Annotated in this window: 16 protein-coding genes; 10 read left to right on the forward strand and 6 right to left on the reverse strand. The window is 74.5% G+C overall.

Features of this window, described 5'->3' with window-relative positions; genetic code table 11:
• Positions 1-8: 8 nt before the first annotated feature.
• Positions 9-1,064 carry a GDSL-type esterase/lipase family protein gene (locus LWC35_RS04705; RefSeq protein ID WP_232868633.1) on the reverse strand — a complete coding sequence of 352 codons (1,056 nt, stop codon included), beginning with the start codon at positions 1,062-1,064 and terminating at the stop codon, positions 9-11.
• A gap of 302 nt (positions 1,065-1,366) precedes the next feature.
• Here LWC35_RS04705 and LWC35_RS04710 point away from each other — a divergent pair, with 302 nt between their 5' ends.
• From LWC35_RS04710 to LWC35_RS04735, 6 genes are all read left to right on the forward strand, one after another.
• On the forward strand, positions 1,367-1,555 hold the full coding sequence (locus LWC35_RS04710) for a PspC domain-containing protein (RefSeq protein ID WP_232868634.1): 189 nt from the start codon (positions 1,367-1,369) through the stop codon (positions 1,553-1,555).
• 91 nt (positions 1,556-1,646) lie between these two features.
• A complete protein-coding gene (locus LWC35_RS04715; protein ID WP_232868635.1) occupies positions 1,647-3,149 on the forward strand; it encodes an amidohydrolase in 1,503 nt (500 codons plus the stop codon).
• A 185-nt stretch (positions 3,150-3,334) separates the two neighbouring features.
• Positions 3,335-4,198: a PIG-L deacetylase family protein gene (locus LWC35_RS04720; protein WP_232868636.1), complete on the forward strand. Its 864-nt coding sequence runs from the start codon at positions 3,335-3,337 to the stop codon at positions 4,196-4,198.
• Between the two features lie 34 nt (positions 4,199-4,232).
• Entirely contained in the window at positions 4,233-5,885 is a 1,653-nt protein-coding gene (gene lnt, locus LWC35_RS04725; protein WP_232868637.1) for an apolipoprotein N-acyltransferase, read from the forward strand.
• Positions 5,878-6,669 carry a polyprenol monophosphomannose synthase gene (locus LWC35_RS04730; protein ID WP_232868638.1) on the forward strand — a complete coding sequence of 264 codons (792 nt, stop codon included), beginning with the start codon at positions 5,878-5,880 and terminating at the stop codon, positions 6,667-6,669. The genes lnt and LWC35_RS04730 overlap by 8 nt, the downstream gene beginning before the upstream one ends.
• A gap of 24 nt (positions 6,670-6,693) precedes the next feature.
• The gene (locus tag LWC35_RS04735) at positions 6,694-7,167 is read left to right on the forward strand and encodes a phosphoribosyltransferase (protein ID WP_232868639.1); all 474 of its coding nucleotides are present in this window, start codon (positions 6,694-6,696) and stop codon (positions 7,165-7,167) included.
• A gap of 131 nt (positions 7,168-7,298) precedes the next feature.
• Here LWC35_RS04735 and LWC35_RS04740 read toward each other — a convergent pair whose 3' ends face one another.
• The 5 genes from LWC35_RS04740 to ligD all read right to left on the reverse strand — a co-directional run bounded on the left by LWC35_RS04740 (position 7,299) and on the right by ligD (position 13,870).
• Positions 7,299-8,939: a DUF885 domain-containing protein gene (locus LWC35_RS04740; protein ID WP_232868640.1), complete on the reverse strand. Its 1,641-nt coding sequence runs from the start codon at positions 8,937-8,939 to the stop codon at positions 7,299-7,301.
• 128 nt (positions 8,940-9,067) lie between these two features.
• A complete protein-coding gene (locus LWC35_RS04745; RefSeq protein WP_232868641.1) occupies positions 9,068-9,409 on the reverse strand; it encodes an RNA polymerase-binding protein RbpA in 342 nt (113 codons plus the stop codon).
• A gap of 359 nt (positions 9,410-9,768) precedes the next feature.
• Positions 9,769-11,100 (reverse strand): MFS transporter, encoded by a 1,332-nt coding sequence (locus LWC35_RS04750; protein WP_232868642.1) that lies wholly within the window; start codon positions 11,098-11,100, stop codon positions 9,769-9,771.
• Between the two features lie 25 nt (positions 11,101-11,125).
• The gene (locus LWC35_RS04755; protein ID WP_232868643.1) at positions 11,126-11,902 is read right to left on the reverse strand and encodes a glycerophosphodiester phosphodiesterase family protein; all 777 of its coding nucleotides are present in this window, start codon (positions 11,900-11,902) and stop codon (positions 11,126-11,128) included.
• A gap of 57 nt (positions 11,903-11,959) precedes the next feature.
• On the reverse strand, positions 11,960-13,870 hold the full coding sequence (gene ligD / locus LWC35_RS40120) for a non-homologous end-joining DNA ligase (protein ID WP_308194463.1): 1,911 nt from the start codon (positions 13,868-13,870) through the stop codon (positions 11,960-11,962).
• 84 nt (positions 13,871-13,954) lie between these two features.
• Here ligD and LWC35_RS04770 point away from each other — a divergent pair, with 84 nt between their 5' ends.
• The 4 genes from LWC35_RS04770 (at position 13,955) to LWC35_RS04785 (ending at position 15,746) form a co-directional block, all read left to right on the forward strand.
• Positions 13,955-14,152, forward strand: coding sequence for a (2Fe-2S)-binding protein (locus LWC35_RS04770; protein ID WP_232868644.1), 198 nt, complete (start codon positions 13,955-13,957; stop codon positions 14,150-14,152).
• A gap of 132 nt (positions 14,153-14,284) precedes the next feature.
• Positions 14,285-14,770, forward strand: coding sequence for a bacterioferritin (gene bfr, locus LWC35_RS04775; RefSeq protein ID WP_037038919.1), 486 nt, complete (start codon positions 14,285-14,287; stop codon positions 14,768-14,770).
• A gap of 67 nt (positions 14,771-14,837) precedes the next feature.
• Positions 14,838-15,476 carry an HdeD family acid-resistance protein gene (locus LWC35_RS04780; protein WP_232868645.1) on the forward strand — a complete coding sequence of 213 codons (639 nt, stop codon included), beginning with the start codon at positions 14,838-14,840 and terminating at the stop codon, positions 15,474-15,476.
• A gap of 45 nt (positions 15,477-15,521) precedes the next feature.
• A complete protein-coding gene (locus LWC35_RS04785; RefSeq protein WP_232868646.1) occupies positions 15,522-15,746 on the forward strand; it encodes a DUF3072 domain-containing protein in 225 nt (74 codons plus the stop codon).
• The last annotated feature ends 5 nt before the right edge of the window (positions 15,747-15,751 follow it).

Here is a 15,751-nt window from a genome sequence, read left to right on the forward strand (position 1 = left end):
GGCCCTGATCACGCCGCCCCCTCCGGGTGCGCGGTGCCGTCCCGGCCGGGAACGCACGCCGCGCGCGCCGCGGTGCCGCCGACGAACTCGCGCAGGCACCCGGCGATCGCGGTGTGCGCCGCCGCGGTCGGGTGGAACGACTCCTGGAACAGGTGCCGGCCCGCGGTGTCGAGCGCGCCCTGCACCAGCGTCCGGGGGTCGACGGTGAGCCGGCGCTGCCACTCGTCGCGCAGCGGACCCGTGCACGCCTCGCGACCCTCGGCGAGCCGGGTGAGGTCGAGGAAGCGCGCGCCCACCCGCTCGGCGACCGCCCCGATCGTGGCGGCGAGCTGCGGGAACGCGACGGTGCGCGCCCACCCGGCGTCCGGCCGGGAGTACGGGCAGCCCTGCAGACCGTGCCAGGCCGGCATGGTCTCGCTGCCCGGGGCGGCGTACGACAGCAGCACGAACGCGTACCCGTCCGGGAGGTAGCCCGCCTCGGACATGGCGGCGCGGACGTCCCGGGCCGCCGCCTCGATCCGGGGCGCCACCGCCGCGAGCCGGTCGGCCCAGCCCGGCCCGACCGTCGTCCGGCAGCCCGGTTCGCGCAGGTCGAGGAAGGCCCGGATGCACGCGACGGCGACGCCGGACAGGTCCGGCTCGTCGTTCGCCCCCACCTGCAGGGTCACCGCCAGGACCCGGTGCCGCCGCGCGACCTCGACCAGCCGCTGCGCCTGCGAGCCCTCGGTGTGGTGCACCGCCGTGCCGAAAGCGACGTGCTCCGCGCCGGCGCCGGAACAGGCGAGGTCCACGGCGACCTCGGCCAGCGCGCTGCGGTGCACGTAGGCGGCGGGGGAGCGGTGGCACCAGTTCCCGCCCTCGCCGCGGGTGCCGGCCTCGTAGCCACCGGTGCCCTCGCCGGACGCGGCGCTGTCGCCGAGCGCGACGACGGCCGTCGGCCGGGGATCGGGCGGCACCCCGGCGGCCAGGGCCGGGGTACCCGCGCCGGTCGCGGCGAAGGCCAGGAGCAGGGCGAGCACCGGCAGGGCTCGGCGGCACGGGACGGGGAGCAGGCGGGTCGGCACACGGCGGACGCTAGGAGCGCGCACCCGGCCGGTGGGGCCCTCGTCGATTCGCTGTGGACAACTCGGCCGCCCGGCACGCGCAACCGCGGCCACGGACCGGGGCGGCGCCACCGATGTGGACAACTGCGCGCGGAGCGCCGGAAGTGTCGGTGCCGTCGGTGCTGTCTGCGCCGTCGCCCCCTCGGGGGAACCCCGGACTTTCTCCGGGCGTTGTCCGGAGGCACCCACACCGCGGAGGCGGCATCGTGAGGTGCAGGGCGGCGAGAACCGCCGCCGACCGGAACGAGGAGCTCGACGAAACCATGGCAACCACCCTCACCCGCCCGCGCAACGGCGCCGTGATCGCCGGTGTCTGCGCCGGCCTCGCGCAGCGCTTCGGCCTGAGCCCGTTCGTGGTGCGGCTGATCTTCCTGCTGTCCTGCCTGCTCCCGGGCCCGCAGTTCGTGATCTACATCGTGCTGTGGATCCTGATGCCGAAGGCCCCCTACTGATCGGCCAGAGCTGATCGGCCAGAGCTGATCGACCCCGTGCCGATCGACCCCGTGCCGATCCACCGCCCGGGGTGCGGTAGACACCCCGACCGTGGCCCGCACCCTGCTCACCGGCCTCCGGCTGCCCGGCCGGTCCGGTCCCGTCGCGCTCGAGACCGAGGGCGGGCGGGTCACCTGGACCGGCGCGGCCGAGGAGGCCCGCGGCAGGGCGCCGGACGGGGTGCGCGTCGACGAGCTCGACGGGGTCCTGCTGACCTCGCCCTTCGTCGACGCGCACGTCCACGCGACCGCCTCCGGCCTGCTGCTCGACGGCCTGGACCTCACCCGCTGCGCGACCGCGGCGGAGGTCCTGGCCGCGGTGGCGGAGGCCGCGGGTGCGGCCCCGCCCGCCGCCGTCGTGTGGGGGCACGGCTGGGAGGAGGACCGCTGGTCCGGCCCGCCGCCCTGGCGCGCCGAGCTGGACCGTGCCGCCGGCGGCCGGGCGGTCTACCTCAGCCGCATCGACATCCACTCGGCCCTGGTGTCCACCGCCCTGGTCGACCGCGCACCCGGAGCGGTGGGGGCCTCGGGGTGGAGCCCGACCGGCCCGGTGAGCGCCGACGCGCACCACCACCTCCGCCGGGCCGCGCTCGCCGCCCTGGACCCCGCGCAGCGCCGGTCGGCGCAGGCCGCCTTCCTCGACCACGCCGCCGCCCGCGGGGTGGCCGAGGTGCACGAGTGCGCCGGTCCCGAGATCTCCGGCCGCGACGACCTCGCGGACCTGCTCGGGAGCGGGCACGGGGTGCGGGTCGTGGGGTACTGGGGCGAGGCCGTCGACACCCCGGAGGCCGCCCGGGCGCTCCGCGCGGAGACGGGCGCGCACGGCCTGGCCGGCGACCTGTTCGTCGACGGCTCGCTCGGCTCGCGCACCGCCGCGCTGCACACCCCCTACCTCGACGCCCCGGGCTGCACCGGCAACCGCTACCTCGACCCCGGGACGCTCGCCGCGCACCTCACCGCCTGCACCCGGGCCGGGATCCAGGCAGGGTTCCACGTGATCGGCGAGGCCGCCGTCGAGGCGGCCGTCGCGGCGCTGGAGGAGGCCGCCCGCGGCACGTCGCCGGCCGAGGTCCGCGCGGCCCGGCACCGCCTGGAGCACCTCGAGATGGTCGACGCCGGCCAGGCGGCCCGGCTGGCCGCGCTGGGCGTGGTGGCGAGCGTCCAGCCCCTCTTCGACGCCGCCTGGGGCGGCCCCGACGGCATGTACGCGGCCCGGCTCGGGGCGGAGCGGGCCCGCGGGATGAACCCCTTCCGCGCACTGGACGAGGCCGGCGTCGTGCTCGCCTTCGGCTCCGACTCCCCGGTCACGCCGCTCGACCCGTGGGCCGCGGTCCGCGCCGCGACGGCGCACCGCACCCCGTCGTCGTCGGTCGACGAGGCGACCGCGCTGGCCGCGCACACGGCGGGTGGCCGGCACGCCGCCGGCGGCTCCGGCACCCCCGTCCCCGTGACCGGTGGCCCGGCGTCCTACGCGCTCTGGGACGGCTCGCGGTGTCTGCGGACCGTGCGCGGGGGCCGGATCCTGCACGGGACCGGGACCGAACCCGAGGAGTGACGTCGGGCAACCCCGCTTCCGCCCCGCCCTGCCGTTCTGGCATCCTGTCCCGCGTGATCGACCGGACCAGCCGTCGCCCCCTCGTGGGTCGCTGCTGTCCGGGGTGTTGTCGCTGTTGCCGCTGACACCCCCGGAAGAGTCCGCCCGCCGCGCTCCCGCGGCCCACACAGACTGCGATCACCTCCATGACCGCTCCCGCGGCCCCTGCCCTGAACCCCGTCGTCCCCGCCGGCTCCGTCGTCCCTTCCGGCTCTGCCGTCGCCGCAGCCCCGGCGCCCGCCGAGCCCGACCTGCGCGGGCACACCGTCGTCGCCCTGCACCCGCACCCGGACGACGAGGCGATCTTCACCGGCATCACCTTGCGCCGCCTGGCCGACGCCGGCGCCCGCGTCGTGCTCGTCATGGCCACCGGTGGTGAGCTGGGCGGCTCGCGGCTCCCGCTGCGTCCGGGCGAGACCGTCCGGCAGCGCCGGATCGCCGAGCTGGAGCACGCCGCCGAACTGCTCGGCGTCGCCCGCCTCGTGCTGCTGGGTCGTCGCGACTCCGGCCTGCCGGGCGGCCCCGACAGCACCCACGCCCGCGCCCTCGCCGGCGCCGAGCCGCTCGCGCTGGCGAGCCGGCTCGCCGAGATCGTCGACGACGAGGGCGCCGGCACCCTGCTCGCCGACGACGAGCAGGGCGTCTACGGCCACCCCGACCACCGGATGGCGGGCGTGGTCGGCACCATCGCCGCCGAGCTGACCGGCGCGGACGCGTACCTCGCGACCGTCGACCGGGACGGGCTCGGCCGGCTCGGCCCGGACGGGCACCTCGTGCACGGCGCCGCCCGCGCCGCGGCCGTGCCGTTCGGCCGCGATCGCACCGAGATCGCGCTGACCGTGGCGGGCGACGCCCGGCACCTCGCCGTCAAGCGGGCCGCGATCCTGGCGCACGCCAGCCAGGTCGACCCGGCCGAGCTCCCCGAGCACGACTTCGCCGCCGCCTACGGCCGGGAGTGGTTCCGCCGGGCCGGCCCTGCGACCCGGCCGGGCGTCCTCGACCTCCTCTAGCAGACCGCCCGGGGCTGCGCCGTACGCTCTCCGCGTGGCCGCACCGACCGTCGACCCCGCCCCGGCCGGGTCCGCCCCCCGGGTCCCGCGGTCCACCCGCTCGCTGCGGCTCCTGGCCCGGGCGGTGCCGGCGATCGCCGCCGGTGTGGTGCTGTACCTGAGCTTCCCGCCGCGCGAGCTGTGGTGGCTCGCCCCGCCGGTGTTCGCCGTGCTCGGCGTGGTGCTGCGCGGCGTCCGCGCCCGTCGCGGGTTCCTGCTGGGCTTCCTTTTCGGCCTCGGTTTCCTGGTCCCGCTGCTGAGCTGGACCGGCAGCTTCGTCGGGGCGCTGCCCTGGCTGGCCCTGTGCGTGTTCGAGGCAGTTGCGTTCGGCCTCGCGGGCGCCGGGACGGCGGTGACGTCCCGGCTGCCCGCCGCGCCGCTGTGGGGTGCCGCCGTGTGGGTCGCGGCCGAGGCGCTGCGCAGCCGGGTCCCGTTCGGCGGGCTGCCCTGGGGACGCGTCGGCTTCGGCCAGCCGGAGGGGCTCTTCCTGCACACCGCGTCGGTCGGCGGGGTGCCCCTGCTGTCGTTCGTCACCGTGCTGGCCGGCCTCGCGCTCGGCGAGCTGGGCCGGCGGCTCGCGCGGCGCGAGGTCCGGGCGGCGGTGGTGCCGGCGGTGCTGCTCGTCGTCGCCCTGGTGGCCGGCCCGGTCGCGAGCCTGGTGCCGGCCACGGTGAACGGCCCGGCGAAGCCGCTCACCGTCGCCGCGATCCAGGGCAACGTCCCGCGGCTGGGGCTGGACTTCAACGCCCAGCGCCGCGCCGTCCTGGACAACCACGTCCGGGTCACCGAGCAGCTCGCGGCCGACGTGGCGGCGGGCCGGCAACCGCAGCCGGACGTCGTGATCTGGCCGGAGAACTCCTCGGACATCGACCCGTTCCGCAACGCCGACGCCGCCGCGGTGATCTCCCGGGCCGCGGCCGCGATCAAGGCCCCGATCCTGGTGGGCTCGGTCCTGGTGAACGCCGACCGCACGGCCAGCAACACGATCCTGGTCTGGGACCCGGTGCTGGGCCCGGTCGCGCGCAACGACAAGCGGCGCATCCAGCCCTTCGGCGAGTACATGCCGTGGCGCTCGTTCTTCCGGCTCTTCTCCGGCTACGTCGACCGCGCGGGCAACTTCGTGCCCGGCCCGGGGCCCGGTGTGCTGCAGGCCGGCGGCGCCGACATCGGCATCGCGATCTGCTGGGAGGTCGCGTTCGACGACCTGGTGGCCGACAGCGTCTCGGCGGGTGCGACGATGCTCGCCGTCCCCAGCAACAACGCCACCTTCGGACTGTCGGAGATGACGTTCCAGCAGCTGGCGATGTCGCGGGTGCGGGCCGTCGAGCACGACCGGCCGGTCGTCGTCGCCACGACCTCGGGTGTGAGCGCGACGATCACTCCCGAGGGCGCGGTGACCGGCAGTACCGGGCAGTTCGTGCCCGGAACCCTGGTCGCTGTCGAGACGCCGGAGGACACGACTACGCTGGCCACTCGGCTGCGGTCCGTGCCGGAGTGGGTGCTGACCGCAGCGGGAGTCATGGCGATCGGCTCCGCGCTGCTGGCCGGAAGGCGGGCACGCCGCGGTGCGGCCGCCGCGCAGGAGGGGGCAGGGTCCCGCACGGGGTCCGCGGACGCCCCCCGGGCAGGAGAGGACGTCGATGGCTGAGCCCCCGGGACCGGTCCTGGTGGTCATCCCGACCTACGAGGAGCGGGAGAACCTCGGCCGGGTCGTCGCGCGGCTCAACGCGGCCGTACCCACCGCGGACATCCTGGTCGTCGACGACGCCAGCCCGGACGGCACGGGCGAGCTCGCCGAGGAGATGGCGGCCGCGGACCCGCGCGTGCGCGTCCTGCACCGGGAGGGCAAGAGCGGCCTCGGCGCCGCCTACCTCGCCGGTTTCCGGCACGCACTGAGCGGGGAGCACCAGGTCGTCGTCGAGATGGACGCCGACGGCTCCCACGCCCCCGAGGACCTGCCGGCCCTGCTGGCCGCGCTGGAGGAGGGACCGGGCGCCGACCTCGTCCTCGGCTCCCGGTACGTGCCCGGCGGCGAGGTCGTCAACTGGCCGGCGCACCGCGAGTGGCTCTCCCGCGGCGCGAACCTGTACGCGCGGCTCGCGCTGGGCGCCCACGTCCGCGACATCACCGCCGGCTACCGGGTCTACCGCCGGCAGGTGCTCGAGCAGCTCGACCTCGACTCGGTGATCTCGCAGGGCTACTGCTTCCAGATCGACCTCGCGTGGCGCGCGTTGCAGGCCGGGTTCCGCGTGGCCGAGGTGCCGATCACGTTCACCGAGCGCCAGATCGGCTCGTCGAAGATGGACGCCGCGGTGATGCTCGAGGCGTTCGTCAACGTCGCGCGATGGGGCTTCGAGCACCGGTTCCGCCGGCTGCGCCCCGCCCGGAGGACGCGGGACGCCGCCGCGGGAGACGGGTCCGTCCGAGCCTGATCACGCCTCGTTAGGCTCACGGCCATGAGCGGTGCGGAGCGCGAGACGCTGACCTGGGAGCTGTTCGGCGCGGCCTCGCGCGAGCTGGCCGAGCAGGTCGCGGACAGCGGCTACCGCCCGGACATCATCCTCTCGATCGCGCGCGGCGGGCTGTTCGTGGCCGGCGCCCTCGGCTACGCGCTCGGTGTGAAGAACCTGCACGTCATGAACGTGGAGTTCTACACCGGGGTGGGGGAGCGGCTCGCGTTGCCGGTCATGCTCCCACCCGTGCCGAACATCGTCGACCTGTCCGGGGCGAGGGTCCTCGTCGCCGACGACGTGGCCGACACCGGGGCCACCCTCAAGCTCGTGCGGGACTTCTGCGGCGAGCACGTGGCCGACGTCCGGTGCGCGGTCGTGTACGAGAAGCCGCAGAGCGAGGTGCGCTGCGAGTACGTCTGGCGGCACACCCCGCTCTGGATCAACTTCCCCTGGTCGACGCTGCCCCCGGTCGTCTAGACCTCGGTGCTCGACGCCTGAGGGGCCGTCCGGACGGCCGCGCCCACAGGGCGGCCGGTGCAGGGGCCTCAGGGTGGCAGCGGCTCCCAGGACGGCCCCGACGTCGGAGAACACGACCGCCAGGGCCCGGTCTACAGGGCGGCCAGCTCCTGCTCGAGGTCGTCGAGGCCCAGCGAGCCCTGCGAGAGCGCGGCCATGTGCCAGGCCTTGAGGTCGAACTCCGCGCCCCGCGCCCGCTTCGCGGCGTCCCGCCCGGCCAGCCACGCGCGCTCGCCGAGCTTGTAGCTGATCGCCTGCCCCGGCCCGCCCAGGTACCGCAACAGCTCGCTGTCCAGGAAGGCGGCGTCGCGGCCGCAGTAGGCGCCGAAGAAGTCCCGGGCGAGCCCGGGTGTCCAGGTCAGCCCGCCGTGCCTCGGCGAGTCGGCAGGGACCTCCAGCTGCAGGTGCATACCGATGTCGATGATCACCCGGATCGCCCGCATCATCTGGGCGTCGAGGTAGCCGAGCCGTTCGCCGGGGTCGGTGAGGAAACCCAGCTCGTCCATGAGCCGCTCGGCGTAGAGCGCCCAGCCCTCGAGGTTGCCGCTGATCATCCCGGCCGAGGCCTGGAAGGTGGAGAGCTCACCCGCGCACAGCGCCCACTGCCCGAGCTGCAGGTGATGCCCCGGGACGCCCTCGTGGTACCAGGTGCTCACGAGGTCCCACATCGGGAAGCGGTCGCGGCCCAGCGTCGGCAGCCAGGTCCGGCCGGGCCGGGCGAAGTCCAGGGAGGGCTGCGTGTAGTACGGCGCGGCGGCGCTGCCCTCGGGCGCGATCATGGCCTCGACGCGCAGCAGCTCGGGCGCGAGGTCGACGTGGGTGCCCTGCAGGGCGGTGATCGTGTCGTCCATGATCGCCTGCAGCCGGGCGCGAACGGCGTCGACGCCCTCGACGACCTCGCCGTGCGTCTCGAGGTGCGCCATCGCCTCGCGCGGGGTGGCGCCGGGCAGGATCCGCGCCGCCTCGGCCCGCTGCTCGTCGAGGATCCGGTGGAACTCCGACCACGCCCAGGTGTAGGCCTCGCGGGGATCGAGGTCGGCTCCCGTCCAGCGGCGGACGGCCACCCGGTACCGCTCCTCGCCCACGGCGTCCGGGACGCCCTCGGCGCGCGGGCGGTACTCGCGCGCGAGGAACTCTCGCAGCGTGCCGAGGGCGGCGGTCGGGGCGTCCGCGCTGCCCGCGGGCAGCCCGGCGTCGGCGGCGAAGGAGGCGAACCAGTCGGCCGCGAGCCACGAGCCGAACTGCTCGACCACGGCGTCGACCTGGCGGGGCGCCGCCAGCAGCCCGCGGTCGGCGCCGGCTCGGAGGCTCTCCGCGTAGCCGGCGAACGCGGCGGGGACGGCGGCGAGTCGGGCGGCGAGGTTCGCGCGCTCCTCGGCCGTGCCGGTGGGCATCAGCGTGAGCGTGGTGCGCAGGTCCTGGACCGGACCGAAGAGGATCTGGACGTTGCGGAGGTGCTCGCCGAGGGTGCGGGTGGCCTGCGCGGCGGCGAGACGCTCGCGGAGCAGCCGGGCGCATCGACGCTCGGTGTCGTTCTGCGGCTCGCCGGCGGCGTCGAGGCGCACGAGGGTGTCCCGCTCGAGGGCGTCGAGGGCCTCGTCGCCGGCGGGGGAGAGGTCGGGGAGCCGGTCCTGGCCGGTGGGCAGGCCGAGCGAGGTCGCGAGCAGCGGGTCGAGCTCGGCGTGCGCGGCGACGTGGGCGTCGGCCAGGTCCCTGATCGTGCGTGCGGACATGCGGTCATCATCGCCGCCGTCCGCACACGACGAAGCCGGGCCCCACGGGAGGTGGCCCGGCTTCGTGGTGCGTGCTGCGGCGCGTTCGCCGTCGCGACGCCGACCCGTTCGGGTGGGTCGGGCGATCGCTAGGCGATTTCCTGACGACGCTCGCGGAGCAGGTCGAGGCGCTCGTTGAGCAGCGCCTCCAACTCCGGGATCGAGCGGCGCTCCAGCAGCATGTCCCAGTGGGTGCGCGGCGGCTTGGTCTTCTTCTGCTCCGCCTCGACACCGTCGACGCGACGCCCGACGCCGCCCTGCGGCGACTCCCAGGTCGCGGGCGCCTCGGCGTCGTTCGCGAACGGCACCTCGAACTCATGGCCCGAGGGGGAGACGTAGCGGACCAGCTGCCGCGGCGCCAGGTCGTGATTCCGGTCGGTCTCGTAGCTGACAGCCCCGAGCCGGCTGCCACGGAGCACGCGGTCGGCCATGCGTCATCCTCCCGTCTTCTGCCGAGGGGGGCACCCCTCGACGGTCACATCGTCGCCACCCGGTGTAACGTCTGCAGTACAGCCGTGCATTCCCGGGGGAGGCATTGCGCGGACACGCCGACGTCCTCGCGACCGTCGGTAACCCGCTCCTGTCCCGACGTCAGAGTGTGGCCCATCGGGCGCTTTGCCACACGCGAATGTGACGTGTCAGCCGTCTGTGACTTACCTCACCGACCGGGATCCGAGTGTTTACACGGGGGTGGCTTCCCGTTACCCGCGATCCTCATGCATCAGGATATGTGCAGGTCGGAGTGGTTGCAGCGCGAACCGTCGGAATGCGACGACCGGCGGAACCGTGATCAGCCGGTCGGCTTCGCGGACCCGGTGTCGGGCCGGCGGACCGGCCACAGCGCGAGCAGCCCCGCCGCGAGCACCACGAGGATCCCGACCGTGCCGGCGCGGTCCGAGCCGGACGCGTACGTGAAGAAGCCCACCAGCGTGGGCGCGAGGAAGGACACCGCCCGCCCGGTCGTCGCGTAGAGGCCGAACATCTGCCCCTCCTGACCGGGCGGCGTGAGCCGGGCCAGGTAGGTGCGCGACGACGACTGCGCCGGTCCCACGAACAGGCAGAGCCCGAGCCCGAACACCCAGAACGCGGTGGGGCCGGACAGGAACAGCAGCACGACGCCGCACAGGATCAGCCCGACGAGCGAGCCGGCGATGACCGCCTTGGGGCCGATCCGGTCGTCGAGCCAGCCGCCGGTCAGGGCGCCGATGGCCGACACGACGTTCGCGGCCACGCCGAAGACCAGCACGTCGCCCGCGCTCAGCCCGTACACGCTGACCGCGATCACGGCGCCGAAGGTGAACACCGCGGCCAGCCCGTCGCGGAACAGGGCGCTCGCGCCGAGGAAGTAGACCGTGTGCGGGCTCGTGCGATGGAGCTCCCGCAGGTCGGTGGCGAGCTTGCGGTAGCTCGCCCGCACGCCCAGCCGGGCCGGGCGGTCGACGGCCGGTGGCGCCTCGGGCACCGCGAGGAACAGCGGGATCGCCGCCAGTGCGAACCAGGCGGCCGCGACGAGCGCGACCACCCGGACGTTGAGCCCGGCCTCGGTGCTCACCCCGAGTGCGCCGCCCTCGCCGGCGATGAACAGCACGTACACCGCCAGGAGCAGCACGATCCCGCCGAAGTAGCCCATCGACCAGCCGAAACCGGAGACGCGGCCGATCGTCGCGGGCGTCGAGATCTGCCGCAGGACGGCGTTGTAGGACACCGAGGCGAGCTCGAAGAAGATCGAACCCAGGGCGAGCAGCAGCAGCCCCAGCCACAGGTAGTGCCAGTCGTCGCGGACGAGGAACAGCAGGGCCGTCGACGCGACCGTGGCGGCGGTCCAGATCGCGGTGGACCGCAGCCGCCGCCCGGCCCGGTCGGCGCTCTGCCCGACCACCGGCGCGAGCAGCGCGATCACCAGCCCGGCGGCGCCGATCGCGTACCCGAGCCAGCTGTTGGCGTCGACCGTGCCCGGCAGGTCCCGCCCGACGGTGTCGGTGAGGTAGACGGAGAAGACGAAGGTGAGCGTGATGGTGTTGTAGGCCGACGAGCCCCAGTCCCAGAAGGCCCAGGCCAGCACCTGCCGCCGCGCGACGGACGCCGCTCCGGTCCGGTCCGCGGGGGCGGCCTCGCTGCTCACCGCGGCAGCCTAGAGCCGGCCGTGTTCACAGGGCGATGAGGAGGTCCGGCCGGTCGGAGAGCAGTCCGTCGACCCCCATGGCGAGCAGCGCGCGCATCTCGGCGGGCTCGTCCACCGTCCACACGTGGACCTCGAGGCCCGCGTCGTGGGCCCGGGTGAGCAGGCCGTCGTCGACGACCGTCAGGGGGCCGAAGTGCCGCGGGATCTGGGCGAGCCGGCCGCGGACCCTGGGCAGGACCGGCTCCAGGTAGGGCAGGGCCGACGGGGTGGCGTCCAGCCAGGCGCGGGCGCGCAGCCCGAGCACGGCCTCGAAGCCCATCGAGGTGAACAGCCGCGGACCCGCCGCGCGGGCCCGCCGCAGCCGGCCCTCGTGGTAGGCGCCCAGACAGACCCGGTCCCAGGCGTCGAGTCGCTCGAGCACGGCCAGGGTGGGCAGCACGACGGCGTCGGACTTCAGCTCGATCGTGAACCGGGTCTCCGGCAGCGCGGAGAGGACGGCCTCCAGCCGCGGCACCGGCTCCCGCCCGGCCACCCGGGCGTCCTCGATCACCGCGGCGGGCAGGCGGGAGAGCAGGCCGCTGCCGTCGGTGGTGCGGTCGAGGGTCGGGTCGTGGTGGACCATCGGCACGCCGTCGGCGGAGGCGTGCACGTCCATCTCGATGTAGGAGAAGCCGTTCGCCACCGCGAGCTCGAAGCCGGCGAGGGTGTTCTCGCAGCCCGCGAGCTCGCCGACGTGCCAGCCGCGGTGCGCGTACCGGCGCGGGTAGGGCCCGTCGAGGTACGGGTGCCGGTCCCCGCTCATGGTCGGCTCCGCACGCTCCGCCTCCGTCACGCCCGGCACCCTCTCATCCGGGCGCGATCATCCGCGACGGGGCAGGCGTTGCCGCTCGGTGAACAGCAGTGGTTCGAGCAGGTCACCGTGCTCGTCCAGGCGTGCGGGCAGGTCGTCGAGGGTGAAGACGAGGTCGTCCGGGCGGCGGCATCCGCGCACCTCCTCCCAGGTCACCGGGGTGGCGACGGTCGGGCGCGCGCGCCCGCGCAACGAGTAGCTGGCGATGGTCGTCTTGGCCGTGTTGTTCTGGCTCCAGTCCACGAAGACCTTGCCGCGCCGGCGTGCCTTGGCCATCACCGAGGTGACGGTCCGCGGGGACTCGTCGGCCAGCCGTTCGGCCACCGCCTTCGCGAACTCGATCGTCTGCTCGGCCCGGCTGACCGCGACCGGTAGGTAGAGCTGCAGCCCCTTGCCGCCCGACGTCCGGGGGTAGGACTCGAGGTCGTCCTCGGCGAGCACCTCGGCGATCTGCTGGGCGACCCGGCAACACTCGACGACGGTCGTCCCCTCGCCGGGGTCGAGGTCGAAGACGACCAGGTCCGGGGTCTGCCGGCCGCCGCGCGGACCCACCCGCCACTGCGGCACGTGCAGTTCGAGGGCGGCCAGGTTCACCGCCCACGCGAGTCCCTCCTCGCTCTCGAGCAGGGGGAAGTCGGCGGACTCCGAGCGTCCGCCCGGCGTCCCGACCCGCTCGGTGCGGATCCAGTCCGGCGCGTGCCGCGACACGTCCTTCTCGAAGAACGAGGGCTTCTCGACGCCGTCGGGCCAGCGGACGAGCGTGACCGGCCGGCCCTCGAGGTGCGGCAGCATCACCGGCGCGACCGCACGGTAGTGCGCCAGGACGTCGGCCTTCGTGGTGCCGGTGAGCGGGTAGAGGACCTTGTCGGGGTTGGTCAGCTTCGCGCGGCCCACCCCGCCCTTCCCGTCGGTGCGTCGCCGTCGCGGCTTCTCGGGCTCGGCGATCTCGCCCACCTCCCGCCAGGTCTCGGAACGTCTCCCGGGCAGGTACGCCGAGTCCGCCCGCTTCGCGACGACGCCCGGCAGCCCCTGCCCGCGGACGGCGTCGAGCACCGCGGCGCCGCCCTCGGCCGGGTACACGGGGGCGAGCCGCCAGTGCGGGCCGGACAGCGGCAGCTCCTCGAGCAGGGCGTGCCGGTCGGCGAACCCCAGCCCGCAGGTGTCCCGGCCGTCGAGGAACAGCAGGTCGGAGATCCACAGCTCGCCGCCGCGGGTGAGTTCCGCGTCGAGCAGGAGGGCCGTCGCGCCCACGGACGGCCCGAGCTCGGCGAGCGTCTTCGCCTGGACCTCCTCGCCGCCGGCCGTCACCCGGGCCCGCCCACCGTCGATCTCGACGATCACCCGGCGCCCGCCGAAGCGGACCTGCAGCAGCCAGCCCTCGGCGTCCTCCGGCAGCTCGCCGGGCACGCCGCGCATCGGGGCCGTGTCGTGGGGGAGGGGGCTGCGGTCGGTGCGGTCGGAACGCTTGAGCAGCCAGCCGTCCCGACGGTCGCGGTTGCTCTTGACCAGCACGTACCTGCCCCGCGCGCGCTCGCCGTGCAGCGTGAACGCGACCTCGCGGTCGGACCACTTCTCGGTCTCGTAGCGGCCGTGGTCCCAGATCGTCATGGTCCCGCCGCCGTACTCGCCGCGGGGGATCTCCCCGGAGAACTCCAGGTACTCCAGGGGATGGTCCTCGGTGCGGACGGCCAGCCGCAGGGTCTCGGTGTCGACCGGCAGGCCCTTCGGCACCGCCCACGAGGCCAGTACGCCGTCGCGTTCGAGGCGCAGGTCCCAGTGCAGCGCGCGGGCGTGGTGCTCCTGGATCACGAAGCGGTCGCCGGGCCCCGCGGAGGAAGCAGCGGCCGCCGGGTCGGCCTCCGGGACCGGCTCCGGCGTGCGCCCACGGTCGCGCTTGCGGCGGTACTCGTCGAGCGGCACGTCGTCAGGCTAACGCCGTGCAGGGCTTGTCACCGGCCGTGATCATTTGCGAGCATAGGCTTACCTGACGAAAGGCTGGCCTGCATGTACGTCTGCATCTGTCACGCCGTGACGGACGTCGAGCTGCGCGACTGCATCGGCGAGGGCGCCCGCACGGTGGAGGAGATCGGCGACGCGTGCGGTGCCGGCACGGGGTGCGGGAGCTGCCTCGACACCGTCGACGTCCTGCTGGCCGCCGAGCTCGCCCCGTCGGTGATGGCGGACCTGCCGCTCTCGGCATGACCGACCGGCGCACCCGATCGAGGCGTTTCCGCAGGCAAGCCTAGCTATCGGACAGCCCGTCCTTCGTGGATCGGGACGAACCGGGCCCACTACCGTTCGTGCCGCCCATCACAGCGAACGGAGGACGGTGCCATGCGTGGGGACCCGGAGATCATCTCCCTGCTCAACGAGCAGCTCACCAGCGAGCTCACCGCGATCAACCAGTACTTCCTGCACGCGAAGATGCAGCAGAACTGGGGCCTGACCAAGCTGGCCGCCTACACCCGCAGCGAGTCGATCGACGAGATGCGGCACGCGGAGAAGATCACCGACCGCATCCTCTTCCTCGAGGGCCTCCCCAACTACCAGCGGCTGTTCCAGCTGCGGATCGGTACGAACGTCCGCGAGATGCTGCAGTCCGACCTCGCCATCGAGCTGGAGGTCGTGCAGCGGCTGCGGCCGGGCATCGCGATGTGCCGCTCGAAGGGCGACATCACCACGGCGAACCTGTTCGAGGAGATCCTCGCCGACGAGGAGCACCACATCGACTACATCGAGACGAACCTCGAGCTGATGGACCGCCTGGGTGAGCAGCTCTACCTGGCCCAGCTGGTCGACCAGCCTCCCACGCCCGGCTGATTCCGCGTTCCCCTCGCGAGGAGTACACAGGTCGCGGGTGTCCACCCGGGACGCCGAGGGGGTCGTCATGAGCGAGAACGTGAGTGCCGACGATCGGGCGGGCGAGTCCGGGCGGCGCCCGGCCGACGCGGTGCGGGAGTTCGCGGGCGCCGTCTGGTGGATGGTGCTGCTGCGGGGTGTCCTGATCGCCCTCTTCGGGATCATCGCCCTGGTGAGCCCGGGCATCGCCCTGCTCACCCTGGTGTTCCTGTTCGGGTTCTACGCGATCCTCGACGGCGTCGTCGCCGTCGTCATGGGGGTCCGGGCGCGGCGGACGGCGGCGCACTGGGTGTGGCCGGTGGTGCAGGGCGTGCTGTCGGTGATCGCCGGCGTCGTCGCGCTCGTCTGGCCCGGCGTCACCGCCCTGGCGCTGCTCTTCGTCGTGGCGTTCTGGGCGATCGTCATGGGCGTCGCGGAGATCGCGGAGGCCTTCACCGCCCGGCGGGCCGGGGCGCACGCCTGGGGCTGGACCCTCGTCGCGGGCATCGTGAACATCCTCTTCGGCCTCGCCCTGCTCGTGTGGCCGGCCACCGGGATCCTGGCGCTGATCTGGCTCGTCGGGCTGTTCGCGCTGATCGGCGGCGTGATCCTGATCGGGTGGGCCTTCCGCGTGCGGGCGATCGCCAGGGGTGCGGCAGGGGCGCGGCCCTCCTCGAACCCCGCTTGACGCCCTCGGGTCGCGGGGGAGCGCGGTCGAAGATATGTTCGAAGCATGACCGATCGCGACACCCAGGACCAGACCAGCGCCCCGGCGGCGAAGGACCCGGAGGACTGGACCACCGGCGACGAACCGATCACCGGCCCGCAGCGCTCCTACCTGGAGACGCTCGCCCAGCAGGCCGGCCAGGAGCTGCCCGACGACCTCGGCCGGCTGACCAAGGCCGAGGCGTCGAAGCGGATCGACGAGCTGCAGGCCGCGGCGGGGCGCGGGAACTGACCGGC

It is taken from the genome of Pseudonocardia kujensis (assembly GCF_021283305.1).
GTDB lineage: Bacteria > Actinomycetota > Actinomycetes > Mycobacteriales > Pseudonocardiaceae > Pseudonocardia > Pseudonocardia kujensis.